The organism is Micromonospora rubida (assembly GCF_009908295.1).
Taxonomy (GTDB): domain Bacteria; phylum Actinomycetota; class Actinomycetes; order Mycobacteriales; family Micromonosporaceae; genus Micromonospora; species Micromonospora rubida.
In genome coordinates this window covers 1,079,459-1,102,520 of sequence record NZ_JAAALO010000002.1, presented here as the reverse complement: position 1 = coordinate 1,102,520, position 23,062 = coordinate 1,079,459, and the positions used below count along the sequence as shown (strand labels likewise).

Below are 23,062 nucleotides of genomic sequence, written 5' to 3'. Positions count from 1 at the left end.
TGCCGGTGGCGCCGCCGTCGGGCGGTTGGGTCATGTCGATCCCCCGGGGTGCGGCCCGTCGTCGTCGCGCGGACGCGAGGGCTGGTCGAACGAAGGTGGACGGGCCGTGCACGTCCGTCCGACGGAAGGGTAGCGGTGAACGGCCCGACGGGTGGGTCCCCGATCCGACGGGTCGATGGGGCGATGCGTCGATCATGGAGTGCCGATCCCCGCCGTCCGGTACCGGACCCCCGATCTGTCGCATATGTGACTAGAGGTCGTCGGGTATGCGCGTCTCGTTGTTCCTGTCGGGAATCGGTCCTACGTTCGTGCCGGCGCGGGGGACGGATCGGCGGATGGTCCGAGCCAAATGGTTACGACTTGATCAGGTGCGAGGCCCGGAGGCAGTACATGCGCGACACCGAGAACATCTCCCGAGCCCAGTTCCCGTCCTGCGGCAGCGCCCGGCGGAGCGGGACCGGCCCTGCGGGCGAGGAGGGGCCGGTCACGGGCCTGCCGTTCAACGAGCGGTCCTACCGTCGGCTCACCGATCCGGGTGAGATGCTGCGGACCCTGAGCCTCCCGGCCGAGCGTTCCCGGGACGAGGAGGAGACCGGGTACGTCATCCACCTGCCGATCCGGGTGGCCGACCTGGCGTCGGCGGCCGCGCTGGCCGGCAAGGTGGCGATCTCGCTGGGCTTCCTGCCCGAGCTGGACGCCGGCGAGACCACCGTGTCCACCGCCGACGACCAGAACAACCGGCACCGGGTCTTCTGCGACCTCCTGCTGCCCGACCGGTCCCGCTGCCCCCAGCGGTACGACCACGAGGGGCCCTGCGGCGAGCCGCCGATCGCCCCGGAGCAGCGTCCCGCGCCGCCCGGCGGCGCCGGATCGTAGGCTGGGCGGAAACGTCACCGCCTTGTAAGGAGCCCTGCGCCGATGCAGAAGTGGGAATACGCGACCGTGCCGCTGCTGGTCCACGCGACCAAGCAGATCCTCGACAACTGGGGTGAGGACGGTTGGGAACTCGTGTCCGTGGTCCCCGGCCCCAACCCGGAGCAGCTCGTCGCGTACCTCAAGCGCCCGAAGGCGTGAGCGGCATGGGCAACGGACCACACGCCAAGCTCGCCGAGCTCGGGCTGGAGCTGCCCGAGGTGGTGCCCCCGGTGGCCAGCTACGTGCCGGCCGTCCAGTCCGGGCAGCACGTCTACGTCTCGGGGCAGCTCCCCATGGCGCAGGGCAAGCTGCTGGCCACCGGAAAGGTGGGCGCCGGGGTCTCCGCCGAGCAGGCCAAGGACCTGGCGCAGCGGTGCGCCCTGAACGCCCTCGCCGCCGTCGACGCGCTGGTCGGTCTGGAGAACGTAGTCAAGATCGTCAAGGTGGCCGGGTTCGTGGCGAGTGCCCCGGGCTTCACCGGCCAGCCGGGCGTGATCAACGGCGCGTCCGACCTGTTCGGCGCGGTCTTCGGCGAGGCCGGCCGGCACGCCCGCTCCGCAGTGGGCGTCGCCGAGCTACCCCTCGACGCCCCCGTCGAGGTGGAGCTGATCGTCGAGGTCGCCTGACCCTGTCCCTCCCCGCGATCATGCACTCGGGGCCCCGGCCAAAGCCGTGAACAGGCACAAATCCCGGGCCGTAGGTGCAAGATCGTGGGGAGCGGCGGGCGGGGTCGTACGATCGCTGACATGACGGGGCACATCACGGCGGCCGTGGGGGCGCTGGCGGGCGAGCTGCCCGGGTGGGTGACGCTGCTGCGCGCGCCGAATCCGGGGCCGATGACGCTCGACGGCACCAATACCTGGGTGCTGCGGGCCGGGCCCGGTGAGCCCGCCGTCGTGGTGGATCCCGGGCCGGCTGACGACGGGCACCTGAGCGCGATCGCGGCGCACGGCCCGGTCGCCACCGTGCTGATCACCCACGGCCACCCCGACCACACCGAGGGCTCGCCCCGGCTGCGCGAGCTGCTCGGCGGCGTGCCCGTGCGGGCCGTCGACCCGGCGCACAGCCACGGTGGGCCGCCGCTCGACCCGGGCGGCGACCTCGGCCAGGCGGGCCTGGTCATCCGGCCGCTCCCCGCGCCGGGCCACACCGCCGACTCGATCTGCTTCCTCGTGGAGCACGACGGCGAGCGGGTGGTGCTCACCGGCGACACCATCCTGGGCCGGGGCACCACCGTGGTCGCCCACCCGGACGGGCACCTCGGGGACTACCTGGCCAGCCTGGAGCTGCTGTCGACGTACCGGGGGGTGCCGGTGCTGCCGGGGCACGGCCCGGCGCTGGCCGACTGCGGGGTCGCGGCCGAGTTCTACCTCGCCCACCGCCGCGCCCGGCTCGACCAGGTCCGGCAGGCGGTCGACGAGGGCGTCAGCACCGCGCCCGAGGTGGTGGCACGGGTGTACGCCGACGTGGACCGCTCGCTGTGGTGGGCGGCCGAGTGGTCGGTCCGGGCCCAGCTGGAGTACCTGGGGGTCACCCCGGACGGGGCGGAGCGGCCGTGACCTGCCCGGTCTGCGGCACCCTGGCCGTACCGGGGGCGCGGTTCTGCCACAACTGCGGGGTCGCCCTGCCGGCCGCCGCCGCCCTGCCGACCGCCGAGCGGCGGGTGGTCACCGTGCTCTTCGGCGACCTGTCCGACTTCACCTCCTGGTCGGAGGACCTCGACCCGGAGCGGGTCGGCGCGGTCACCGACCGGGTGCTCGCCGCCCTCGCCGGGGCGGTGAAGACCTTCGGCGGGCACGTCGACAAGCTGACCGGCGACGGGATCATGGCAGTCTTCGGCGCACCGGTCGCCCACGAGGACGACGCCGAACGGGCCGTCCGCGCCGCGTTGTCCATGCAGCGGGCGGTGCGCCGGGTGCTCGACGACGAGCGGGGCGGCGGTGCGCCGCTCGGCCTGCGGGTCGGGCTGAACACCGGCGGCGTGATCGCCGGCATCCAGGCGGCGATCGAGTACACGGTCATCGGCGACACGGTGAACACCGCCGCCCGGCTGGCCGATGCCGCGGCCGTGGGCGCGGTCTACGCGGGTGCCCGCACCTCCGCCGCGACCCGGCATGTGGCGTCCTGGCGGACGCTGCGCCCGCTGCGGCTCAAGGGCAAGCGCGAGCCGGTCGAGGCGTACGAGCTGCTCGGCCTGCTCGACGCGCCGGGCACCCGGTCCGGCCTCGGCGACGAGGCGCCGTTCGTCGGCCGGGAGACCGAGGTCGGCCGGGTGGCCGGCCGGCTCGCCGAGGTGATCGACCGGGGCGAGCCCCGGGTGCTGCTGATGACCGCCGAGGCGGGAATCGGCAAGTCCCGCTTCTCCGCCGAGGTGGAACGCCTCGCCGCCGGCTACGACGTCGGCGCGGGCCGGTACGCCGCGCACACCGGCGCCCGGGTGCTCTCGGTGCGCTGCGCCGCGTTCGGCGAGCGCCGCCGGCTGGCACCCCTGGCCGACCTGGTCCGGGCCGCCGTCGGCCTGCCCAACGACCCGGCCACCGCGCTGACCCGGCCGGCCGTGGAGGAGCGGCTGCGCCGGCTCGGTCACCGCCTCGGCCGGCTCCGCGACGACGTCGCCCCGGTCGCCGTCGACCAGCTCCTGGCCCTGCTCGGGTACGTCGATCTGCCCGCCGGGAGCCCGACCGACCAGGCCGAGTGGGGTTCCGCCCAACCGCACGCCGACGCGGAGGCCGTGCCGAACGCGGTGGCGGACCTGCTCAGCGCCCTGGCCGCCGAGGCGCCCCTGGTGGTGATCGTCGACGACCTGCACGACGCCACCGCCGAGACCATCCGGGCGCTCGGGCTGACCCTGTCCCGGATCACCGGCCCGGTGCTGGTGCTCCTGCTCGGCCGCCCCGAGCTGGTGCGCACCGCCGGGGCGCTGACCCGGGTGGCGGACGCCGAGGTGCATGCGCTGCCCCCGCTGCGCGGCGCCGACGCGGCCCGGCTGCTCACCAGCTACCTCGGCGGCGGGAAGCTGCCGCAGCCCGACGCCGACCGGCTGCTCATCACGGCCCAGGGCAACCCGTTCTACCTCGCCGAGCTGGTCACCCTGCTGATGGAGCGGGGCGCGCTGACCGCCGTGGCCGACCGGTCCGCCCCCGCCAACGCCGGCTGGCGGCTCGCGCCCGGCTCGCTCGGCAGCCGGCTGCTCTCCCGGGACCTGGCCGCCGTGCTCGCCGCCCGGATCGACGCGCTGCCGCCGGACGCCCGGTCGGTGCTGCGGGACGCCGCCGTGGTCGGCGACACCGTGCCGGCGGGCGCCCTGGAGGCGCTGCGCGAGCAGCGCGGCGGGCGGGCGGGCCGGCCGGCCGCCGTGGTCGCCCTGGAACTCGACCGGGCCGTCGAGGAGCTGCTGCAACGCCGGATGCTGCACCGGACCCGCACCGGGTTCGCCTTCGCCACGCCGCTGATGCGGGAGGCCGCGTACTCCGGGGTGAGCAAGGCCGAGCTGGCCGAGCGGCACGCCGCGCTGGCCCGCTGGGCGGTGCCGGGCGGGCCCGGCGGGCCGGCCGCCCCGGGCGGGTTCACCGACGCCGCCCGGGACGCGTTCGTCGCCGAGCACGTGGAGCGGGCCGCCGCGCTCGCCGACGCGGTGAAGCTGCGCCCGGACGCGTCGGCGCGCGCCGTCGCCACGCTCGGGGTGGCCGCGCTGGGCCGGGCCGCCCGCCGCTCGTTGCAGGCCGGGGAGCCGTCCGCCGCCGTCGAGTACGCCGAGCGCGCCGCCGAGATGGCCCGGGACGGGGTGCCGGCGGCCGACCGGGTGGCGCACGCCCGAGCCCTGCTCCAGGTCGGCCGGGCGGCCGACGCGCTCGCCTACGCGGAGAAGATCGCCGCCAACGCCGGGGACGACGCCGGCGCCCGGACCAGCGCCCTGCTGCTCGCCGGCCAGGCCCACCAGACCCTGGGCGACCAGGCCCGGGCGGTGGCCTGCTGGCAGGAGGCGTTGCAGGTGGCCACGGCCGGCGAGCTGCCGGCCCTGCGCGCCTCGGCGATGCGCCGGCTCGGCATGGCCGACTTCGTGGCCGGGCGGCTGGGGCAGGCGAGCAGTCGGCTCGCGGGGTCGTACCAGGTCAGCCTGACCGCGCAGGACCGGCGGGGGCAGGCGTGGTCGTTGCAGAACCTGGCCTGGGTGACCACCACCCGGGGCGACTTCGCCGGCACCGATGCGGTGCTCGGCCGGGCCGCCCGGCTCTTCGCCGAGCTGAAGGACCCGTACGGGCGGGCCTGGCTGCGCGGCACCACGGCGTTCGCCCGGCTGCTCGCCGGCCGGCTGGGGGAGGCGTGTCGGCTCGCGCGGGTCTTCCTCCCGTTCGGCGAGCGGGTCGGTGAGGCGTGGGCGGTCGGCACGCTGCGCGCGGTCGAGGCGTTCGCCGGCGCGGAGCTGGGCGAGATCGCCGAGGCCGACCGGGCGGCCCGCCGGGCGTACCGGGACTTCGCCGAGGTCTCCGACGACTGGGGGCAGGGCTTCGCCCTGGTGGCGCGTGGGGTGGTCGCCCGAGGGCTGGGCGAGCCGGAGCACGCCGCGGACCTGCTCGGCGACGCGATGTCGTACGCCGAACGAACCTCGCACCCGCTGCTCACCGGGATGGCCGGCACGCTGCGCGGCTTCGTGGCGTTGGACATGGGCGACTGCGACACCGCCGAGCGCTTGGCGCGCGCGGTGCTGACCGCCGTCGAGCCGCACAACCCGCAGGCGCCCGCCCAGGTGGGCCCCCGGGTGCTGCTGGCCACCGCCCGGCTGGCCGCCGGCGACTCCGCCACCGCAGTGGGGCTGCTCGCCCCGGTGGCCACCGCCTCCGCGAACGCGCCGTCGCTGCTGTTCTCCCGTCGTCAGACCATGGCCCGGTACGCTTCCGCCCTGCTCGCCCACGGCCAGCACGAACAGGCCCTGGACTGGGCCCACCGGGCGGTCGTCGTCCCGGCGGAGGACGTGCGCAGTCAGGTGGTCGCGGCGAGCGTGCTGGCCGAGGCGCTGGCCGCCTGCGGCCGGCCCGTCGAGGCGCTGGCCTGCGCCGAGGAGGCCGTCCGGCTGGCGTACGCGACGGAGCAGCGCAGCGAGCGGCTAGCCACGAACGCGCTGCTGGTGCGCCTGCGGGGGTGAGCGAGGCGCCGGTCGGGTGCGTTCGGTGTCGCGTCCCGAACGGCGGCCGGCGCGCGGGTCGGTTAGTCTGCCGGTTCCGCCGATGCGACGGCGGGTGACACCGGTTACGGTGTCATTTCCGAATGGCGGTCCACTGTGGCGACCGTGTCGGGCCCTGGGGAGGACGTGATGAGGCTGCCACGCTCCAGTGCCGGCTGGACGATCGCGGTCTTCGGCGTCCTGGCGCTGCTGATGGGCGCGCTCGGGCTGCTCTGGCCGGAGGCCCAGCTACGGATGCTCGGCTTCGAGGTGCCGCAGAGCCGGGCCGCCGGTGACTACACGGGCACCTTCCTGACGGCGTCCTCCATGGCGTCGTTCAACATGGGGGTCTACTACCTGCTGGCCACCGCCACCGAGTGGCGGCCCTTCTACCGGTTCACGGTCTTCTTCCGGCTGGTCACCTTCACCGTGTTCACCATCGCGGTGCTGGCTGACATCGCGCCGGGCCGGTTCTTCACGGTGGCGCTCTGGGAGGGACTGGGCGCGGTGGCCACCGCCGTGGCCCTGCGCTGGGACGCCCGCCGGCCGGCCGCGACACCGGCGGCCACGCACGATGACCGGTCGGGCGCTGTGGACGCTGTCGTCCCGCCCGCTGGCGCGGACCGCTGAGCGGCCGGGCCATTGGGTACTTTCGAGCAGTGACCGACACCCCGTCCGGCGCCCTGCGGCTACCAATCGTGCCCGGTCTGACCGATTTAGAGGCATTTGCCCGGGGTGGCTATGCCACCGTGTACCGGGCCACCCAGATCTCCGTCGGGCGCGAGGTCGCGGTCAAGGTGGAGAACCGCACCCTCGACAACGACCGGGACCAGGCCCGGTTCCTGCGCGAGGCGCGGGCGGCCGGGAGGATGTCGTCGCACCCGCACGTGGTGGACCTGTTCGACGTCGGGGTCACCGTCGACCGGCACCCCTACCTGATCATGGAGCTGTGCGACGGGTCGTACGCCGAGCGGATGCGCACCTCGCCGCTGGGCCCGGCGGAGACCCGCGACCTCGGTGTGAAGATCGCCGACGCGCTGGCCCACTCGCACGCCAACGGGGTGCTGCACCGCGACGTCAAGCCCGCGAACATCCTGCACTCCCACTTCAACCCGGCGGTGCTGGCCGACTTCGGGCTCGCCGTGCTGGCCGAGGTGCGTGACGCGTCGGTCACCCTGGAGGTGCTCACCCCCGCGTACGCGCCGCCGGAGATGTTCAACCACAGCCCGCCGTCGCCCGCGGTCGACGTGTACGCCCTCTGTGCCACCCTCTACGCCGTGATGCACGGCCGCCCGCCCCGCTGGCAGTCCGAGCGCAACCCCAGCCTGGTCACCGTGCTGGAGATGTTCCACCAGCCGATCCCCGGGCTGCCCGGTGCGCCGGAGGAACTGCTCGACGTGCTCCGGGCGGGCATGGCGAACGACCCGGGCGCCCGCCCGTCCGCGGTGGAGCTGCGTGGCCTGCTCGCCGCCCTGCCGCTGGACCCGGTCAGCGCGCCGGTCAGCGGGGCACCCGTGTCCGGCGGCCCGTCCGGCCCGACGACCGGCACGACCACCGGCAGCCCGTCCACCTCCGGCGGCCTGTACGGGACCGGCCAGCCGGGTCGACCCGCCCCGCGTCCCCCGGTCGACGACGACCACCCCACCGTGCCGGCGACATCCGGCCGGCGCTGGCGGCGACGCTGGTTCCTCGGCGGGGCCGGGGCGCTCGCGCTGGCCGCGTCGGCCAGCGCCGGTGCCTGGGTGGCCGGCGGCACCCGGGCCGCCCCGATGCCCACGCCGGTCGCCAGCGCGGCCGCCACGTCGGCGATCGGGCCGTGGGGCGTGCTGCCGGGCTGCGTGCCGGGTTCGCCGAGGGCCGTCGAGCTGCCGACGGGCGCGCGGTGCGTCGCCGAGGTGGAGTGCTTCGGGCCGGTGCGGGTGCGCGGCACCCGGGCCGAGGCCCCCCGGCTGCCCTGCGACGGCCGGCACACCTGGGAGACCTACGCCGCCGGCGAACTGCCCGCCACCCTGGCCGACGCGGGACACGCCCAGGTCAGCGCCGACCCGGCCGTGAAACGGGTCTGCAACCCGGTGACGTTCCGGCTGGCCAGCGGCATCGAGTACACCAGCGGCTGGCACCTGGAGGTGCTGCCGCCGGAGGCGGCGGGCGCCGACCGCACGTACCGCTGCCTGGCCGGGCGCGGCGTCGACGGGCTCGACGAGCCGACCCTCACCGGTCGCTGACCCCGCCCGGGTGCCGGCGGCGCTCCTGGACCGCCCGGAGCGCGCTCCGGCTGTCCAGGGCCTCCAGCGTGTCCGCGTCGACGCCGCCCAGGCCGGCGATCCCCGGCGTCGGCCACTCCGCCGGCCCGTCGCCCGTGCGCTTCAGGGCCTCCTCGCGGCGCTGCCGCGCCTCGGTCACCAACACCCCGGCGACCATCACCAGCAGGACACAGAGCAGGGCGAGCACCACCGCCAGGATGCTGCGCGGACGCCACCACGCCAGCGTCACCAGCAGGGCGAGCGCCGCGACCGACGCGGCGACCGCCCCGGCGAGCGCGTCGGGCCGAGGAAATCGGGTCACCCGTCAAGGATGGCGGAGCCGGCGCGTGTGTCAACCACGAATGATCCGTACATCAGTCGGGGAAATGACCCTTTCCTGGGCCTTTCGTGGGCGGTAGTTCCGGGCTCGGGTCCCTAGAGTGACGCAGGTCGAGGTTTGCTCGACGCGTCCTGTTCCCCACCGGAAGGCAACCGCATGCCACGGAGATCCCGGTCACTGGCCGCAGCAGGACTCGCCGGCGTCGTCCTCGCCGGAACGGCGCTCGCGCCCGCCTCGGCGGCACCGCAGACCACCGGCTGGGGGCGTCCGGTCACGTCGGACCGGACCGATCCGGTCGAGGCCCGTCGGGTCGACCGCGTGCCCACCCCGAAGCTCGACTGGTACGCCTGCTACGGCCACGCCGAGTGCGCCACCGTCGACCTGCCGCGCGACTACGACGCCCCGACCGGCGCCACCACCGAGGTGGCGGTGCTGCGGGTCAAGGCCCGCGACCAGCAGCGCCGGATCGGCAGCCTCTTCGTCAACCCGGGTGGCCCCGGCGGCTCCGGGACGGACATCGCGCTCGCCGCGCCGTACTTCCTCGGCGACGACCTGCTGGACCGGTTCGACATCGTCGGCGTCGACCCGCGCGGCGTCGCGGCCAGCCAGAACGTCCGGTGCTTCCCGTCGGTCAAGGAGCAGACCAAGGCGTACGCCGGGCTGAACGTGGCCTTCCCGTGGACGAAGGCCGAGGAGAAGGCGTACGTGGCCGCGTCGAAGGCGGTCGGCAGGGGCTGCTCCACCACCGGGAGGCCGCTGACCGGGGCGATGTCCACGGCCGAGGTGGCCCGGGACATGGACGTGCTGCGGCGGGCGGTCGGCGACCCGAAGCTGACCTACCTCGGCTTCAGCTACGGCACCGCGCTGGGTCAGTACTACGCCAACATGTTCCCCGACCGGGTCCGCGCCCTGGTCGTCGACGGCGTGCTCAACCCGAACGCCTGGGTCGGGCAGGGCAAGGCGCGCAACCAGCTCCAGGAGACCCGGCTGCGCAGCGCCGACGGCGCGTACGCGGCGCTGCGCGAGATCCTGGTGCGCTGCGACAGGGCCGGGACGGCGACCTGCCCGCTCGCGGCCGGCGACCCGGTCGCCTCGTTCGAGCTGGCGGCGAAGCGGCTGCGCAAGAAGCCGGTGGTGATCGACGACCCGGACACCGGGGAGACGTTCACCGTCGGCTACGCCGACTTCGTCGGGGCCGCGCTGAGCGCCCTCTACAGCCCGTCCGGCTACGAGGACATCGTCGCGATCACCGCGGACCTGCTGGTCCTCACCGACCCGGCCGCCGCCACGGCCGCCCGCCGCGCCGAGGCCCGGACGGCGATCGCCCAGCGTGCCGCCACCGCCGGGCAGCAGATGCGCCGCGGGTACGACTTCCCGTACAACAACGGCCTGGAGACGTTTCTCGGGGTGGACTGCACCGACGCGTACCACCCGAAGGACGCCGGTGCCTGGCCGGCGCTGGCGGCCAGGGAGGACGAGCGGGCCCCGTACTTCGGCCGGCTCTGGGCCTGGGGCACCGCGCCGTGCGCCCGCAACACCTGGACCGTGCGCGACGAGGACGCCTACCCCGGCCCGTTCACCAGGCGGACCAGCGCCCCGGTGCTGGTGGTCGGCAACTACTGGGACCCGGCGACCAACTACCAGGGCGCGGTCGGCTCGGCGGCGCTGCTGCCGAACAGCCGCCTGCTCAGCAGCGACAGCTGGGGGCACACCGCGTACGGCACCTCGGCGTGCGCGACCGGCGCGATCGACGCGTACCTGATCAGGGGGACCCTGCCGGCCAAGGGCAAGGTCTGCGTCGGTGACATCCAGCCGTTCGTGGAACTGCCCGAGGCAGCGGCGGCCGAGCGGGCCCCGGCGTCCAAGGGCGACCTGGCCCGCCGGGCCGCACCGGCGCGCGGCGAGCCGAAGCGGCTGCCGCCGGTGGTCGCCCCACTGCCGGCGGTCGGCTCGCTGACCGTCCGCTGAGGACATCCGGGGGTACGGCGGCGATCGGGCGCGGCCGTACCCCCGGCCCTGGCCGGGTGGATGACCACGCGGATGGACGTGAGCGGCTACCCTCGGTGTCCCGCAGATGCGCCGGTCAGCGAGGTCGCCGATGAAAGTGTTCCTCACCCGGTCCCGGGTCCGCTCCGTCGCCACCACCCTGGCGGTCGCGCTGACCCTGACCCTGGCCGCTGCCGCCGGTTGCGACAGCCGGCAGGAGCCGCAGATCCCGTCCGTGAAGGAGACGCTGAGCAAGACGCACATCTACGGCCAGCCGACGCTGAAGATCGGCGTCTCCACCACCGGCCCGCTGATGGGCGAGCTGCACGGCGGCACCTACAGCGGGTTCGACGTCGAGATCGCCCGGTACATCGCCGCCCAGCTCGGCTACGAGGGCGACAAGCGAATCGAGTGGGTGCCGGTGGCTACGGAGGACCGCATTCCCGCCCTCCAGGGCGGGGCGGTCGACCTGGTGGTCGCCACCTTCTCGATGACCGAGGAGCGCGAGAAGCTGGTCAGCTTCGCCGGGCCGTACCTGGTGACCACCCAGGAGGCGATGGTCCCGACCCGGCTCAAGGACAAGATCCATACCATCGAGGACCTGCGCGACCCCCGCTACAAGGTCTGCACCAGCGGCGGCTCGACCACCGAGGCCGAGCTGGGGAGGCACCAGATCAGGGTGTTCGTGGTCAAGGAGGTCGGCGACTGCGTCGAGGGCATCCTCGCGGGGCGCTACGACGCGGTCAGCTCGGACGAGACGATCCTCGCCGGCTTCCTCTCCAAGCACCCGAAGGACTTCACGATCATCGACATGCCCTTCGGCACCAGCGAGCAGATCGGCGTCGGGGTGCCGATCAGCGACCCGGCGCTGCGCGACCTCGTCGCGTTCTTCCTCGACAAGAGCTATCAGCAGGGGCGCAAGGGGCTGAGCAGTCCCTGGCTGACCGCGTACCACCAGACCCTCGGGCCGTGGCTGCGGGCGCCCAAGGTCCAGCCCCCGCCGCTGAAGGTGCCGGAGCTGGTGGACTTCGACGACAAAGCGCCCCGGTAGTGACCGCCCCGCCCGTCACCGGCGCGGACGCGGACGCCGGAACGCAGACGCCCCGACTCGGCGAGGCGCGGCACCTGGACGAGCGCCGGGCCCGGGCCAGCCAGTCGTTCTGGACGGCAGTGGTGGCCGTGCCCGCCGTCTTCTCGGTGCTCCGGCTCGGCGTGGAGGCCGGCGGGGAACTCCAGACCACCCTGCTGCTGGTCGCCAACGTCGGGCCGGTCAACCTGCTCGCCGGCTTCCTCACCACGGCGGCCCGGCTGCTCTCCACCGGCCTGGTCGCGGTGTTCGCCCTCGGCGCGGTCCTCGGGGTGAGCGTCGACCGGCTGCCCGGGTACCGCCGCCCGCTCTTCGCCCGCTGGGCGGACATCACCCCGGCCTGGTTCGTGGTGGCCAGCTACCTGCTCGCCCTGATCACCTGGCCGCTGCTCTACCTGCCGCTGCTGCTGCCCGCGTTCGCCGCCGCGTTCCAGCTCCGCCCGGACCGGCTGCACGACCTGCCCGTGGCCCGGGTGCTGATCGTCTCGGCCCTGCTCGGCGGGTACCTGGTTCTCCTGACGCCGGCCCTGCTGGACGCCTGGCAGCAGCGGGAACTGCTCGTCCTGGCGCTGTTCGTCGTCCCGCCGGTGCTCGCGCTCGGCATCGCCGGGCCACTGCCCGGGGCGGTGATCCGGCCGCTGGCCTCGGCTACCGAGGCCGCCGTGCTGGTCATGCTGGTGTGGGCGGCGCTGCCGGTGATCAGCACGCCGGTGCTGCCGCTGACCGTCACCACCGTGCAGGCCGGGTCCGGCGCGACGGAGGACGTACGCGGCCACGTGGTCGTCGTCGACGACGTGAACATGGTGCTGCTCCAGGAACAGGGCGGCGTGCGGTACGTGCCGATCGACCAGGTGAAGGCGCAGGTGCTCTGCCCGAGCGAGGAGGAACTGCCCCGGCACCGGCTACGCGTGCACGACTTCCACGTCGAGGACTCGCTGCTGGAGGGGCTGGGACGCCGGGTCCGCCCGCTGCACCGCATCGACGCCGCCTGCCGCGCGATGGGCTGACTTCTCCTTCGGTCAGCGCTCGGGGACGGCGTCCGGAGGCACGCCCTCCCCGAGCAGGCCCTCCCCGATGAGGCAGGCGTACTCGGCGGCGTCGGCCAGTTCGGCGGCGATCTCCGGGCTGGCCGAGGCAACCGCTGCGGACAGCAGTACGTCGACCGGCGTCGGGCCGGCCAGCCAGCGCCGCATCGACTCCTCCGCCCCGTCGTGCAGGTAGCTGCCGCGCATCCAGTGGCTGACGACGTCGGCCAGGTGCCGGGCGGGAGCCTCCCCCGGGACGGCCGCGAACTCGGCCAGGTACGGCCCGACATCGACCCCCAGCTCCGCGATCGCATCCAGCAGGTCCCCCACGGGCGTGACGGACGGGTACCCGTCAAGGGCCCGGTGCCACCAGACGCGGACGAAGTGCTCGACCGCGTCCCGCTCCGGGGCCGGCCAGGTCTGCCATTGGCCGCTGATCCGGCGGGTCACGCTGTCCGGCCAGTGCCCTCCCTCCTCCATCTCGCCGGTCGCGTACGCCTCCAGCAGCCGGGGCAGCAGGTGCGGGAACTCCGTCCCGTCTCCCCAGGTGCCCGGGTGAATCAGGTAGGTGCCGAGTTGGTCCGGGGCCAGCTTCCGCAGCGGCGTACGCGCGAACAGCGCCACCTCGGCCGGGTCCACGCAGTGCTCGCAGGCGGCCATGTCGGCCGGCAACGGATGGTGGGCGAAGGCGGCGTACAACCGCTCCACGGCCCGCTCGAACTCGGCATCATCTCGCACGGCCCCAGTGTCCCGGCCCGGTCAACGCGAATCTTGGAACGAAATGGCCCCTTCGAGGGCCGCTTCCTTCCAAGATCTCGATCGTGTGGGCCCTGACGGCCGCCGTCCGTGCTGGGTGGCCTGCGGTGGGCGTGGCAGGATCGCGCAGGTGACCAGCAAACCCACCGCCGCGCAGCACCTGCTCGACCTCGCGCGGCTGCGCCGCGTCCGCGACCGGATCGACCGGGAGTACGCGCAGCCGCTGGACGTCGAGGCGCTCGCCCGTGGCGCGCACATCTCGGCCGGGCACCTCAGCCGCGAGTTCCGGCTCGCCTACGGTGAGTCGCCGTACAGCTATCTCATGACGCGGCGCATCGAGCGCGCGATGGCGTTGCTGCGCCGTGGCGACCTCAGCGTCACCGAGGTCTGCTTCGCGGTCGGCTGCTCGTCGCTGGGCACCTTCAGCACCCGCTTCACCGAGCTGGTCGGAGTGCCGCCCAGCGTCTACCGGCGCCAGGCGGCGAGCGGGACGGCGGGGATGCCGCCGTGCCTGGCGAAACAGGTGACCAGACCGATCAGGAATCGAGAAGCGCCGGCCCCCACGCCGCACCTAGCGTGACTGCCATGGACATCACGATTCACACGACCTTCCTGCCGCACGACGACCCGGACGCATCCCTGGCCTTCTACCGCGACACCCTCGGCTTCGAGGTCCGCAAAGACGTCGGAAGCGGCAAGATGCGCTGGATCACGGTCGGCCCGCCCGGTCAGCCCGGCACGTCCATCCTTCTCGCGCCGCCGGCCGTCGACCCCGGCATCACCGACGACGAGCGTCGCGTCATCGCCGAGATGATGGCCAAGGGCACGTACGGCTGGATCCTGCTGGCCACCCCCGACCTCGACGGCACCTTCGAGAAGCTGCAGGCCGGCGACGCCGAGGTCGTCCAGGAGCCGACCGAGCAGCCGTACGGCACCCGTGACTGCGCCTTCCGCGATCCGGCGGGCAACCTGATCCGCATCCAGGAACTGCGCTAGCCGGCGAGCGCACGTTGAGCTGGAACAAGTGGGTTCGGTAGCTCCACCGCTGGTGTCCGTGGCCGCCAGGCGGCCACGCGGGGGACGCCCCGTCCTCGGCTTCTGACCCGCGGCGTCCCGGAAGCGGCCGGCTGCGGCGCGTGTGCGGAGGATGTGCGGAGTGTTGGCATGCTGGGTGGCCCGGCCGCCGGCTCACGGCGGCCGGGCCACTCAGCCGCACGGACACCGAGGGAGTCTCATGCTTCTGCGTCGTATCGCCGGGATACTCGTCACGGGCGGCCTCGCCGCCGCCGCCATCCTGACCCCGACCACACCGGCGGTCGCGGCCGTGGCCTCCGGCGCGGTCTTCAACAACCCCACGGTGGCCAGTCAGCAGTACGCCATCGTCGAACACGTCCAGCGGCTGATCCAGGGCGCCGCTCCCGGGTCCACGATCCGGGTGGCGATGTTCCACTTCTCGCTGACCCGGGTGTCGAACGACCTGGCGGCCGCGTACGACCGGGGGGTGAACGTGCGGGTCGTGGTCGACGGCCAGTCCCGGGCCTACCCGGCGGTGACCGGCCTGATCGGCAAGCTCGGCACGACCCGGACCAACGCCTCCTGGGTGACCGTCTGCACCACCGACCGGGCCTGCATCGGCAACCTCAACTCGCCGATCATGCACAACAAGTTCTTCCTGTTCTCCGACACCCTCGGGTCGACGAACGTCCTGGTGCAGAGCTCGGCGAACCTGACCAACGACAACGCCGAGCGCTACTGGAACAACGCGGTGACGCTCGTCGGCAACACCGCCGTCTACAACTCCTACGTCGCCTATCACGGCGACCTGGCGGCCCAGGTGAAGAACAACGACTACTACCGGACCACGTCCAGCGGCAACGCCAAGTCGTACTTCTTCCCCCGCGCCGGCACCACCCAGGACACCGACACGATCTACAACATGCTCGACGAGAACATCACCTGCGAGGGCAACACCTCGACGGGCACCGAGACCGGGCGGACGATCATCCGGATCGGGATGTGGCACTTCAGCCGCAACCCGATCGCGACCAAGCTGCGGGAGCTGGCCGACAAGAAGTGCTGGGTGGACATCGTCTACACCGAGACCGACACCGACGTGCCCAACATCCTGTCCGGGCACGCCCGGATCAAGCTGTACAAGATCAGCGGCGACTACATCGTGCACTCGAAGTACATGCTGGTCGAGGGAACGTACGACGGGCAGAAGGACACCAAGTGGGTGATGACCGGTAGCCACAACTACTCGAACGCCGCGCTCCGCGAGAACGACGAGGCGCTGCTACGGGTCCAGTCGGCGACCATCCACGACCAGTACCGGTCGAACTTCTGGGCGCTGCGGGCCGCCGCCGTGCCGGTCAGCTGAAGCCTGGAGTGCCCGCCGGTGACATCCGGGGTCGCCACGGGCGGTCAGCTGGAGGTGGCCGTTTCAGGTTCCGGGTGGCACGGCACGGGTGATGCGGCCGCCGAGCTGGCGTAGGTGGTCGACCAGCGCGACTGGCTCGTGGACGGTGAAATCGCAGCCGAGCAGGGCCAACCGGACGGCGAGCCAGTCGATCGTGTCCTGCGGGCTGTGCCAGCGGCACGATACGTCGTCGATAGGCCGCAGTTCGCCGGCGTAGTCGCCCAGTTGGGCCGCGGCCTGGCCGACCGGCAGGGCGAGCGTCACCACCGCCCGGAAGACCGGTGCCAGGTCGTAGAGCTGGCTGGTGACGAACGCGGCCAGGTCATCGGCCGGTGGGTCGCGTGGCGGCACCCGCGTCCCGGTGGTCTGGGCCTTGTCGATGCGGTCGATGCGAAACGTCCGCCAGTCGTTGCGCTCGTTGTCGTAGGCGAGCAGATACCAGCGACGGCCAACCACGACCAGCCGGTGTGGTTCGACGTGCCGCCGGCTGACGACGCCGTCGTGGTTGCGGTAGTCGAACCGGACTCGTTCGTTGGCCGCGCCCGCGGCGGCGAGGACTGTCAACTGTGTGGGGTCGACCAGCGAGGCCGAAGCTGCGGGCGTCGGCAGGGCGGTCGCGGTCAGGGCGCTGACACGGCGGCCCAGCCGGGGCGGAAGCACCTGCTGCAGCTTGGCCAGAGCCCGCAGCGACGCCTCGGCGATGCCGGCGACTGGCTGCCGGGCCGCCGTGCGCAGGCCGACGGCGATGGCCACGGCCTCCTCATCATCGAGCAGCAGCGGCGGCATCGCCTTGCCCGCCACGAGTCGGTACCCGCCCTGCGCGCCCATGGTGGCCTGGACCGGGTAGCCGAGCTCACGCAGTCGGTCGACGTCCCGGCGCACGGTGCGGGGGGCGACCTGGAGTCGTTCGGCGAGTTCGCTGCCCGGCCATTCCCGGGGCGTCTGGAGCAGGGACAGCAGTCGCAGCAGGCGGGCCGACGTGTCTTTCACGTTCCCATGGTGCCTCCTCATGTAGGACTGGAGCTGGCCTATATGGGCTCTAGCCTGGTTCCCGGCGGTACACAGACCGTGCGCCGCAACGAGGAGATAAGCGATGAAGGTTGTTCCCGACGGCTACCACACCGTCACCCCGTGGATGATCTCTCCGGGGAACACGGCCCAGTTGATCGACTTCGTCGTCAGTGTCTTCGACGCCACCGAGTTGGCTCGAATGGAAGTGGGCGGGGTGATCGGCCACGCTGAGGTCCGCATCGGAGACTCGGTCGTGATGATGTTCGACAAGCCGGACTGGCCGCAGACGCCGGCCTTCCTGCGCCTCTACGTCGCCGACGACGCCGAGGTGCTACGCCGGGCGGTCGAACGTGGCGCGACCGTTGTCACTGAGCCGACCGAGCTGTTCTGGGGCGATCGGGTCAGCCGTTTCCGCGACCCGTTCGGCAACCTGTGGTGGCTCCACCAGCGGGTGGCGGACCCAACCGAGGAAGAGATGAATCGCAGGCTCAACGACCCCGAGTTCGTCAAGGCGATGGAGTACGTCCAAGGTGCCGAGTTCTTTCTCAACCGATGAGGCCTTCAGGCATCCGGAGCGCGGCGGCGAAGCAGGTGAGCAGACCGGTCAGGAATCAAGAAGCGTGGGCCGTCGTGCCGCGCCTAGCGTGATGGCCATGGACATCACCATTCACACGAGCTTCCTTCCACACGACGACCCCGAGGCGTCCCTGGTCTTTTACCGTGATGTCCTCGGTTTCGAGGTACGCAGTGACGTGGGCAGCGGCAAGATGCGGTGGATCACGGTCGGGCCGGTGGGTCAGCCGGACACGCGCATCCTCCTGGCGCCACCGCTGGCCGACCCGGGTGCCACCGACGAGGAGCGTCGGGTGATCCGGGAGATGATGGCGAAGGGCACGTACGGCTGGATCGTGTTGGCCACCCCCGACCTCGACGGTGTCTTCGAGAAGGTGCAGGCCGGTGACGTCGAGGTCGTCCAGGAGCCGGTCGAGCAGCCGTACGGGATTCGTGACTGCGCCTTCCGCGACCCGGCGGGCAACATGGTCCGCATCCAGGAAGTGCGCTAGCCCGACCGCGACCGCGAGCCGCACCGGCGGCACTGTGCAGCCGCCGATGCGGGGGCGGACGCCTCACCCGGCGAGATGCGCCGGTTGAACACTGTAAGTAATGGCTGTCGGTGAGGCCCGAGTTGCTACCTTCCGTGACAGCTGGCCGCGCCCTTCGGTGCCCCCCTCGCCCGCTTTGCTCTGCTGCCCTCCCGGCAACACCAGCTTTGAACAGGAGAATCTCCGAATCAGCCCGGGCGACGTCTGTGCGCTGATTTTCACATCGAGTGACTGTTTCCTCCGCTGCAGCAGAGCAAAGGGGCCGAGGAGGGGTGGACCGGGCCCGGCTTCGCGGTAACCCTTGGTAACGGTCTACGGGATTGTTGGGCTCGCCAGCACCCGCGGCAACGTCTGCCAAGTTCTGAGCCTGCTCGTATGTAAAGGAGATTTCGTTGCGCTGGAACAAGTGGATTCGACAGCTCCACCGGTGGGTGTCCATCGCCTTCACGGTGACCGTGGTCATCGGCTTCGTCGCGGCGAGCGGGGCACTCCCCGAATGGGTGTTCTACCTGCCGCTGCTTCCGCTCGCCCTGTTGCTCTTTAGCGGCCTGTACATGTTCGTGCTCCCGTACGCCGCCAAGCGGCGCGGCGGGCGAGGCGCGGTGTCGAGGCCAGCCGCGTCGTGACGTCCCGGCCGCCGACGTCGAGTGGCGGCTCGGGATGTCCTGCCCGTGCGTGCTCCTGAGGCAGAACGGGGACCGGTCGGTTCAGGGCTGGGCCGGCCGGTCAGTGGCGGAGCACCGCCACGTGGCCGATTCCGCCCAGGTCCGTGACAGCAAGGACCGGAAGGGGCCGGTGCTGTCGTTCGCGTCCGACCAGTGGGCCGGCTTCATCCAGGAATCAAGGACGGCAGTTTTGACGCCCTGAGCAACGTCGCCGGGTGAGGGACCGTCAGTGACCGCACCTTGGCCGCCGCAAAACGTCTATTGGCTGGCCGTCTTGGCCTACTCCGTCAGCTCCGGCCGATGCAGAGGCTGCCGGACCGGATCGCCTTGAACGTTAACCGGTTGCAGGTAACTGCACCTGCTGAAAGCGGGACTTCACGGCATTATGGTCCTCCCGCGAGGGTTCCCTATTCTCGTATTCCAACTGATGTCCGCCCCGTCATCTGCAGCAAAAGCAAAGCCGACAGGGAGGTGGGGATGAAGCCGAGGGCCCATAGGGCGATAAGGCCGGCGCGAGGGGCAGTATCTGCAATCCCGCTGCCGTAGATGTGCCAGCCCACCCAAGTCAATGCCAGCACGCTCGCCCCAGGGAAAGTGAGTAGGAGGGGTAGCGTCGATCCCAGTACGCTCGGGCCTTTCCGGTTTTTTCGCAGCCACTGCTCCCATCGCAGCCCACCTGGCACCTGCTTGCTTAGTTCTTCTGTGATGTACCTAGCCGCCGTCACCGTTCCAAAGTGATATGAAGCAAGGCGCCCGCAGAGTAGGTAAGAGGTGAATGGCACGAGAAGTAAGAGTGCTGTCAGACTCTGTCGGGAGATCGAAAACCCAAATATCGCCGCGGTAATCGTTAGTTGCAGTGATAGCGTTTGGTGCTGAGTCTGCACTCTTACTTGAATCTCCTCCCGTAGGGCTGAAAATTCTGCGAGCGGTCCATCCCATTCGGTTCCAGCGCCTCTGCCTCGCGTTCGTGAATTCATGCGGTAATCGTAGATATCAATGTCGAGGGGGAATTGCTCCACTCTGCACCTGGTGGCCCAAATGCGATGTTTACAACTCTCCCCGAATCATGCATTGGCGCAAAGGCCGGTCCGATCTACGGACCGGGCGAGGACCGCAGCCATGACCTTCACCGCCATGAGCAGATGACTGAGCCGTCCGACCTTCCCTCGCGGACGGTGGTGGCCGTGGGTAGAGGGTTGCGTGCAGGCGCCGTGATCGGGCTGAGGGGTCCACTGTGTATGGCTCGCCTGATCGACCCGCATGTGTCATCATCTCCGATGAATCGATGGTGATCAGTTCGATGGGGGGAGACGCATGCGGTTGATGAGGCTCTGTGTCGCCGTACTCGGCGCGTTCGTCCTCACCCTCACCTCGGCGGCCCCGGCCTCGGCGGCCACCACGGCAACGCACGACCTCTGGGTCTGGAACGTCGCGGGCTGGACCATGCACCGGGCCTCGACCACCGACGGCCTCATTCCGGCCCTGACCGGCTCGGTCCGCACCCGGGGCGCCGACTTCGTCGGCCTCAACGAGCTCTGCTACCAGCAGTACCAGGCGATCGTCGCCGACCTGAGGGCCTCCGGCTGGCCGCAGGACTCCACCAACTTCGCCCGCTTCGAGCCGTCCCGCGACACGGTCTGCAACGGGCAGGCGTTCGGCAACGCCATTTTCAGCAAGGCGCCGCTCGGTGCGGCGAACCGCTACACGTTGCCATCGGATGGCAGTGCCGAGCGGCGGACCCTGCTCTGCGCCCCGCTGTCCGCCCGCCAGCACCTGCGGTTCTGCACCACGCACATCACGCCGTCGAACACGGTCATCAACGGCACGGTGATCAATGTGCAGCAACTGAACTCGGTGCGTAGCCGGCTGGAGGCCTTCGCGGCGAACGGTGACACGGTGCTCATCGGCGGCGACTTCAACGCCCAGCCCCACTACGGCCGTCTGGACAACTGGTACGCGCCGAGTCTCAACGTGGCCAACAACGCCGGCAACACCGGTTCCTACCGTGAGTTGGACGACCTGGACTCCCGCTGCGTCGGGTACGGCGAGACCACCGTCGCGGACGGCAGCACCGGCGGGCCGTGCGGCCTCGGCAACAAGATCGACTTGATCTTCGTACGGGAGAACCGGCTCGCGGGCAGCTACACCGCCGACTCGCTGGCCATTCCGACCACCTGCACGATCGGCGCCTGCTCGGATCACCGTGTGGTGATTGGCACGGTGACGGTCAGCATCAACTGAGCGTGGCCGTGTCCTGCTGACCCGGGCACACTAGGCTCGCGCAACGGATCTGCGCGGTCCCGGGCGGTGTGCCGGGAGTGGCTGCGTTTGGACGATCAAGCCCGCCGGCTGTACGAAGATCGACCGTTGCGCCACCGCGTCGCCCTTGGCGTTGAGCTGGTAGCCGTCGAGCCAAATCCAGCCGTCGTAGGTGATCCAGTCCTTGTGCACGCGAATCAGCCGGAAGAAGATCGGCTGAACGAACTGCGGGCTCGCCGCCCGGGTCACGTGGAAGACCATCCCCGCCCGGAAGTCGATCACGTCAGCCACCCGAGGAACCGGCGGTGGAGCGTCCCCGCCGGGGCCCAGCTCATGTCCTGACTGGCGGCTACGAGGTACGACCCCATGTAGAGCGCCAGGGCGACCGGTGAGGCCGCGTACTCCTGGAGCAGTTCGTGTCGGCGGGTGGCGCAGGGCCAGGGGGCGGCGCAGCCGGCGCAGAGCCAGATGGGCAGGACGGGGCCGTGTTCGGTCACTGGTCCTCACCCGGCCAGTGGCCCCGGTTGATCGGGATCTTGTGTCTATGCCGGCAGGGCAGCTCGTTGCCGCACTTACAGACGTACCGCCACCTGATCCACGACCACACCGGCTTGTGCCGGCGAGCGAGGGTCATCGCGACGGCGGCCAGGTACTCGACGTAGGTGACACGTCTGCCCATCCATGCCTCCCCGGGTGAGGGGACGTGGTGGCCGGGCCACGCACGGTCATCCGACCACCACGTCCAGCAACACCGTCCCACGCACTACAGTAATCCGCAATATGCGGGCTACCGATTCCGGTTGGCGTGTTGCGAACGGAATTCTCGTCGGCTAGTGGCAAGATGGCGGCCATGCCCCCACGTCAGAGCCCCACTGTCAGACGCCGACGGCTGGCGATGACCCTGCGACAGCTCCGAGACCGAGCCGGAATCACGTCGTCGGAAGCGGCCCGGCGGGTCGACCACGACGCGAGCTGGCTGAGTCGGATCGAGACAGCCGAGGTTCGGCCACACCCCAATGACGTACGGGCGCTGCTGAACCTGTACGGCGTGGACGGCGACCAGGCCGAAGCTGTCATCGCGGTAGCCCGGCAGGCGCGGCAACGCGGCTGGTGGCAGCGGTACAGCGACGTGCTGCCCGACTGGTTCGCGACCTACGTCGGGATGGAATCGGAGGTGTCCGCGCTGCGCATCTACGAGTGCCAGATGGTGCACGGACTGCTCCAGACGGAGGACTACGCCCGCGCCGTCTTCCGAGGCGCTCCCGTACCGATGCGCGAGGAAGAGGTGGAGCGGCAGGTCGCGCTGCGGATGGAACGGCAAGCCATCCTCGACGGCGAGGATCGTCCGGTGCTAGGGGTGGTCCTTGACGAGGGTGCCGTGCGCCGCGCGGTCGGGGGACCGGAGGTGCTGCAAGCGCAGATCATGCAGCTCATCGAGCAGTCCACCCGTACCCGTTTTCGGCTTCAACTCCTGCCGTTCGGAGCAGGCACCGGGTTCGACGGCAGCTTCACCATCCTCGACTTTCCGCATATGCCCGAGCCGTACCCGGACGCAGCCGAGGACCGCTTGGTCTACATCGACACGCTGACGGGAGCGCTCTACCTGGAGCGGCCGGCGGAGGTTGCGGCGTACGCCACCGCGTTCGAGCAGCTCTGTGCTCTCGCTCTGTCGCCCGCAGACACTCGGGATACGCTTCGTGCGATCGCTCAGGAGTTGGCTGCCTAGTGAAGAGGTGTGGCGTGGACGTATCTCGCGCAGTGTGGAAGAAGAGCACGCGCTCTGGATCGTCCGGTAGCTGCGTCGAGGTGGCTGACAACCTGCCCGAGATCATGGTCCGCGACAGCAAGGACCAGCAGGGCCAAGTGCTGCACTTCGCGGCCGACCAGTGGGCCGGCTTCGTTGGCGGTATTAAGGATGGACGGATCGGCGGCTGATTCAGCCCGGCCGCACCCGGCGGGGCCCGCTGTTTACCACGTGGTGACTACGGCTGTACCTGCTCAACACCTTCGATGTAACTTGCCTACTGAGTGATGTGGTGACTGAGTCTGGGCTGGTAGCGGGACCAGCGAACTTAAGTTCGGGACGTTCGTT

26 protein-coding genes are annotated in these 23,062 nt (G+C 71.4%); 20 read left to right on the top strand and 6 right to left on the bottom strand.

Annotated features, from left to right (window positions below; genetic code table 11):
- The first annotated feature begins 390 nt into the window (after positions 1-390).
- The 7 genes from GVV04_RS09575 to GVV04_RS09545 all read left to right on the top strand — a co-directional run bounded on the left by GVV04_RS09575 (position 391) and on the right by GVV04_RS09545 (position 8,301).
- Positions 391-876, top strand: a complete 486-nt coding sequence (locus GVV04_RS09575) for a hypothetical protein (protein WP_161686613.1) — start codon at positions 391-393, stop codon at positions 874-876.
- A gap of 42 nt (positions 877-918) precedes the next feature.
- Positions 919-1,074 (top strand): DUF4177 domain-containing protein, encoded by a 156-nt coding sequence (locus tag GVV04_RS09570; protein ID WP_013736319.1) that lies wholly within the window; start codon positions 919-921, stop codon positions 1,072-1,074.
- Positions 1,075-1,079: 5 nt separating this feature from the next.
- Positions 1,080-1,541 (top strand): RidA family protein, encoded by a 462-nt coding sequence (locus tag GVV04_RS09565; protein WP_161686611.1) that lies wholly within the window; start codon positions 1,080-1,082, stop codon positions 1,539-1,541.
- 120 nt (positions 1,542-1,661) lie between these two features.
- Positions 1,662-2,474 (top strand): MBL fold metallo-hydrolase, encoded by an 813-nt coding sequence (locus tag GVV04_RS09560; protein WP_161686609.1) that lies wholly within the window; start codon positions 1,662-1,664, stop codon positions 2,472-2,474.
- Positions 2,471-6,058 carry an adenylate/guanylate cyclase domain-containing protein gene (locus tag GVV04_RS09555; RefSeq protein WP_161686607.1) on the top strand — a complete coding sequence of 1,196 codons (3,588 nt, stop codon included), beginning with the start codon at positions 2,471-2,473 and terminating at the stop codon, positions 6,056-6,058. The genes GVV04_RS09560 and GVV04_RS09555 overlap by 4 nt, the downstream gene beginning before the upstream one ends.
- A gap of 168 nt (positions 6,059-6,226) precedes the next feature.
- Positions 6,227-6,706, top strand: a complete 480-nt coding sequence (locus tag GVV04_RS09550; protein ID WP_161686605.1) for a hypothetical protein — start codon at positions 6,227-6,229, stop codon at positions 6,704-6,706.
- A 29-nt stretch (positions 6,707-6,735) separates the two neighbouring features.
- Complete coding sequence (locus GVV04_RS09545) at positions 6,736-8,301, top strand: serine/threonine-protein kinase (RefSeq protein WP_161686603.1); 1,566 nt, start codon at positions 6,736-6,738, stop codon at positions 8,299-8,301.
- On the opposite strand, the gene GVV04_RS09540 is transcribed toward GVV04_RS09545, so the two are convergent.
- Positions 8,288-8,641 carry a hypothetical protein gene (locus tag GVV04_RS09540; protein WP_161686601.1) on the bottom strand — a complete coding sequence of 118 codons (354 nt, stop codon included), beginning with the start codon at positions 8,639-8,641 and terminating at the stop codon, positions 8,288-8,290. The genes GVV04_RS09545 and GVV04_RS09540 overlap by 14 nt on opposite strands.
- A 174-nt stretch (positions 8,642-8,815) precedes the next feature.
- On the opposite strand from GVV04_RS09540, the gene GVV04_RS09535 reads away from it, so the two are divergent.
- The 3 genes from GVV04_RS09535 (at position 8,816) to GVV04_RS09525 (ending at position 12,739) form a co-directional block, all read left to right on the top strand.
- The gene (locus tag GVV04_RS09535; protein WP_161686599.1) at positions 8,816-10,627 is read left to right on the top strand and encodes an alpha/beta hydrolase; all 1,812 of its coding nucleotides are present in this window, start codon (positions 8,816-8,818) and stop codon (positions 10,625-10,627) included.
- Between the two features lie 130 nt (positions 10,628-10,757).
- Positions 10,758-11,696 carry a transporter substrate-binding domain-containing protein gene (locus GVV04_RS09530; protein ID WP_161686597.1) on the top strand — a complete coding sequence of 313 codons (939 nt, stop codon included), beginning with the start codon at positions 10,758-10,760 and terminating at the stop codon, positions 11,694-11,696.
- The gene (locus GVV04_RS09525; RefSeq protein ID WP_161686595.1) at positions 11,696-12,739 is read left to right on the top strand and encodes a hypothetical protein; all 1,044 of its coding nucleotides are present in this window, start codon (positions 11,696-11,698) and stop codon (positions 12,737-12,739) included. The genes GVV04_RS09530 and GVV04_RS09525 overlap by 1 nt, the downstream gene beginning before the upstream one ends.
- A gap of 12 nt (positions 12,740-12,751) precedes the next feature.
- Here the strand turns inward: GVV04_RS09525 and GVV04_RS09520 are convergent, their stop codons facing one another.
- A complete protein-coding gene (locus GVV04_RS09520) occupies positions 12,752-13,495 on the bottom strand; it encodes a hypothetical protein (RefSeq protein WP_161686593.1) in 744 nt (247 codons plus the stop codon).
- Positions 13,496-13,643: 148 nt separating this feature from the next.
- On the opposite strand from GVV04_RS09520, the gene GVV04_RS09515 reads away from it, so the two are divergent.
- The 3 genes from GVV04_RS09515 (at position 13,644) to GVV04_RS09505 (ending at position 15,893) form a co-directional block, all read left to right on the top strand.
- Positions 13,644-14,093 carry a helix-turn-helix transcriptional regulator gene (locus GVV04_RS09515; RefSeq protein WP_328822283.1) on the top strand — a complete coding sequence of 150 codons (450 nt, stop codon included), beginning with the start codon at positions 13,644-13,646 and terminating at the stop codon, positions 14,091-14,093.
- Positions 14,094-14,098: 5 nt separating this feature from the next.
- Positions 14,099-14,509, top strand: coding sequence for a VOC family protein (locus GVV04_RS09510; RefSeq protein WP_161686590.1), 411 nt, complete (start codon positions 14,099-14,101; stop codon positions 14,507-14,509).
- A 238-nt stretch (positions 14,510-14,747) separates the two neighbouring features.
- Positions 14,748-15,893, top strand: coding sequence for a phospholipase D-like domain-containing protein (locus GVV04_RS09505; RefSeq protein WP_161686588.1), 1,146 nt, complete (start codon positions 14,748-14,750; stop codon positions 15,891-15,893).
- Positions 15,894-15,956: 63 nt separating this feature from the next.
- Here GVV04_RS09505 and GVV04_RS09500 read toward each other — a convergent pair whose 3' ends face one another.
- Positions 15,957-16,922, bottom strand: coding sequence for a helix-turn-helix transcriptional regulator (locus GVV04_RS09500; RefSeq protein WP_161686586.1), 966 nt, complete (start codon positions 16,920-16,922; stop codon positions 15,957-15,959).
- A 103-nt stretch (positions 16,923-17,025) separates the two neighbouring features.
- Between GVV04_RS09500 and GVV04_RS09495 the strand changes: the two genes are divergently transcribed.
- The 5 genes from GVV04_RS09495 (at position 17,026) to GVV04_RS09475 (ending at position 20,952) form a co-directional block, all read left to right on the top strand.
- Positions 17,026-17,499 (top strand): VOC family protein, encoded by a 474-nt coding sequence (locus GVV04_RS09495; RefSeq protein ID WP_161686584.1) that lies wholly within the window; start codon positions 17,026-17,028, stop codon positions 17,497-17,499.
- 97 nt (positions 17,500-17,596) lie between these two features.
- Complete coding sequence (locus tag GVV04_RS09490) at positions 17,597-18,007, top strand: VOC family protein (protein ID WP_161686582.1); 411 nt, start codon at positions 17,597-17,599, stop codon at positions 18,005-18,007.
- Between the two features lie 431 nt (positions 18,008-18,438).
- The gene (locus tag GVV04_RS09485; protein WP_161686580.1) at positions 18,439-18,672 is read left to right on the top strand and encodes a hypothetical protein; all 234 of its coding nucleotides are present in this window, start codon (positions 18,439-18,441) and stop codon (positions 18,670-18,672) included.
- A 34-nt stretch (positions 18,673-18,706) separates the two neighbouring features.
- A complete protein-coding gene (locus GVV04_RS34760; protein WP_407938775.1) occupies positions 18,707-18,913 on the top strand; it encodes a DUF397 domain-containing protein in 207 nt (68 codons plus the stop codon).
- Positions 18,914-20,025: 1,112 nt separating this feature from the next.
- Positions 20,026-20,952: an endonuclease/exonuclease/phosphatase family protein gene (locus GVV04_RS09475; protein ID WP_235965740.1), complete on the top strand. Its 927-nt coding sequence runs from the start codon at positions 20,026-20,028 to the stop codon at positions 20,950-20,952.
- 30 nt (positions 20,953-20,982) lie between these two features.
- Here the strand turns inward: GVV04_RS09475 and GVV04_RS09470 are convergent, their stop codons facing one another.
- The 3 genes from GVV04_RS09470 to GVV04_RS09460 are packed head-to-tail and all read right to left on the bottom strand — an operon-like array spanning position 20,983 to position 21,649.
- A complete protein-coding gene (locus GVV04_RS09470; protein WP_201753262.1) occupies positions 20,983-21,231 on the bottom strand; it encodes a hypothetical protein in 249 nt (82 codons plus the stop codon).
- Between the two features lie 17 nt (positions 21,232-21,248).
- Positions 21,249-21,467, bottom strand: a complete 219-nt coding sequence (locus tag GVV04_RS09465; RefSeq protein WP_161686576.1) for a hypothetical protein — start codon at positions 21,465-21,467, stop codon at positions 21,249-21,251.
- Positions 21,464-21,649: a hypothetical protein gene (locus tag GVV04_RS09460; protein ID WP_161686574.1), complete on the bottom strand. Its 186-nt coding sequence runs from the start codon at positions 21,647-21,649 to the stop codon at positions 21,464-21,466. The genes GVV04_RS09465 and GVV04_RS09460 overlap by 4 nt, the downstream gene beginning before the upstream one ends.
- A 162-nt stretch (positions 21,650-21,811) precedes the next feature.
- Between GVV04_RS09460 and GVV04_RS09455 the strand changes: the two genes are divergently transcribed.
- Together GVV04_RS09455 and GVV04_RS09450 are read left to right on the top strand one after the other, a co-directional pair.
- Positions 21,812-22,696, top strand: coding sequence for a helix-turn-helix domain-containing protein (locus GVV04_RS09455; RefSeq protein ID WP_328822282.1), 885 nt, complete (start codon positions 21,812-21,814; stop codon positions 22,694-22,696).
- Positions 22,696-22,905: a DUF397 domain-containing protein gene (locus GVV04_RS09450; RefSeq protein WP_407938774.1), complete on the top strand. Its 210-nt coding sequence runs from the start codon at positions 22,696-22,698 to the stop codon at positions 22,903-22,905. Before GVV04_RS09455 ends, GVV04_RS09450 begins: the two co-directional genes overlap by 1 nt.
- Positions 22,906-23,062: the final 157 nt, after the last annotated feature.

What these genes read in the sequence shown, in the direction of transcription:
- GVV04_RS09575 (WP_161686613.1), top strand. Translation starts at nt 391, where the DNA reads ATGCGCGACACCGAGAACATCTCCCGAGCCCAGTTCCCGTCCTGCGGC.
- GVV04_RS09570 (WP_013736319.1), top strand. Translation starts at nt 919, where the DNA reads ATGCAGAAGTGGGAATACGCGACCGTGCCGCTGCTGGTCCACGCGACC.
- GVV04_RS09565 (WP_161686611.1), top strand. Translation starts at nt 1,080, where the DNA reads ATGGGCAACGGACCACACGCCAAGCTCGCCGAGCTCGGGCTGGAGCTG.
- GVV04_RS09560 (WP_161686609.1), top strand. Translation starts at nt 1,662, where the DNA reads ATGACGGGGCACATCACGGCGGCCGTGGGGGCGCTGGCGGGCGAGCTG.
- GVV04_RS09550 (WP_161686605.1), top strand. Translation starts at nt 6,227, where the DNA reads ATGAGGCTGCCACGCTCCAGTGCCGGCTGGACGATCGCGGTCTTCGGC.
- GVV04_RS09535 (WP_161686599.1), top strand. Translation starts at nt 8,816, where the DNA reads ATGCCACGGAGATCCCGGTCACTGGCCGCAGCAGGACTCGCCGGCGTC.
- GVV04_RS09530 (WP_161686597.1), top strand. Translation starts at nt 10,758, where the DNA reads ATGAAAGTGTTCCTCACCCGGTCCCGGGTCCGCTCCGTCGCCACCACC.
- GVV04_RS09510 (WP_161686590.1), top strand. Translation starts at nt 14,099, where the DNA reads ATGGACATCACGATTCACACGACCTTCCTGCCGCACGACGACCCGGAC.
- GVV04_RS09505 (WP_161686588.1), top strand. Translation starts at nt 14,748, where the DNA reads ATGCTTCTGCGTCGTATCGCCGGGATACTCGTCACGGGCGGCCTCGCC.
- GVV04_RS09495 (WP_161686584.1), top strand. Translation starts at nt 17,026, where the DNA reads ATGAAGGTTGTTCCCGACGGCTACCACACCGTCACCCCGTGGATGATC.
- GVV04_RS09490 (WP_161686582.1), top strand. Translation starts at nt 17,597, where the DNA reads ATGGACATCACCATTCACACGAGCTTCCTTCCACACGACGACCCCGAG.
- GVV04_RS34760 (WP_407938775.1), top strand. Translation starts at nt 18,707, where the DNA reads ATGTCCTGCCCGTGCGTGCTCCTGAGGCAGAACGGGGACCGGTCGGTT.
- GVV04_RS09475 (WP_235965740.1), top strand. Translation starts at nt 20,026, where the DNA reads ATGCGGTTGATGAGGCTCTGTGTCGCCGTACTCGGCGCGTTCGTCCTC.
- GVV04_RS09470 (WP_201753262.1), bottom strand. Translation starts at nt 21,231, where the DNA reads ATGGTCTTCCACGTGACCCGGGCGGCGAGCCCGCAGTTCGTTCAGCCG.
- GVV04_RS09460 (WP_161686574.1), bottom strand. Translation starts at nt 21,649, where the DNA reads ATGGGCAGACGTGTCACCTACGTCGAGTACCTGGCCGCCGTCGCGATG.
- GVV04_RS09455 (WP_328822282.1), top strand. Translation starts at nt 21,812, where the DNA reads ATGGCGGCCATGCCCCCACGTCAGAGCCCCACTGTCAGACGCCGACGG.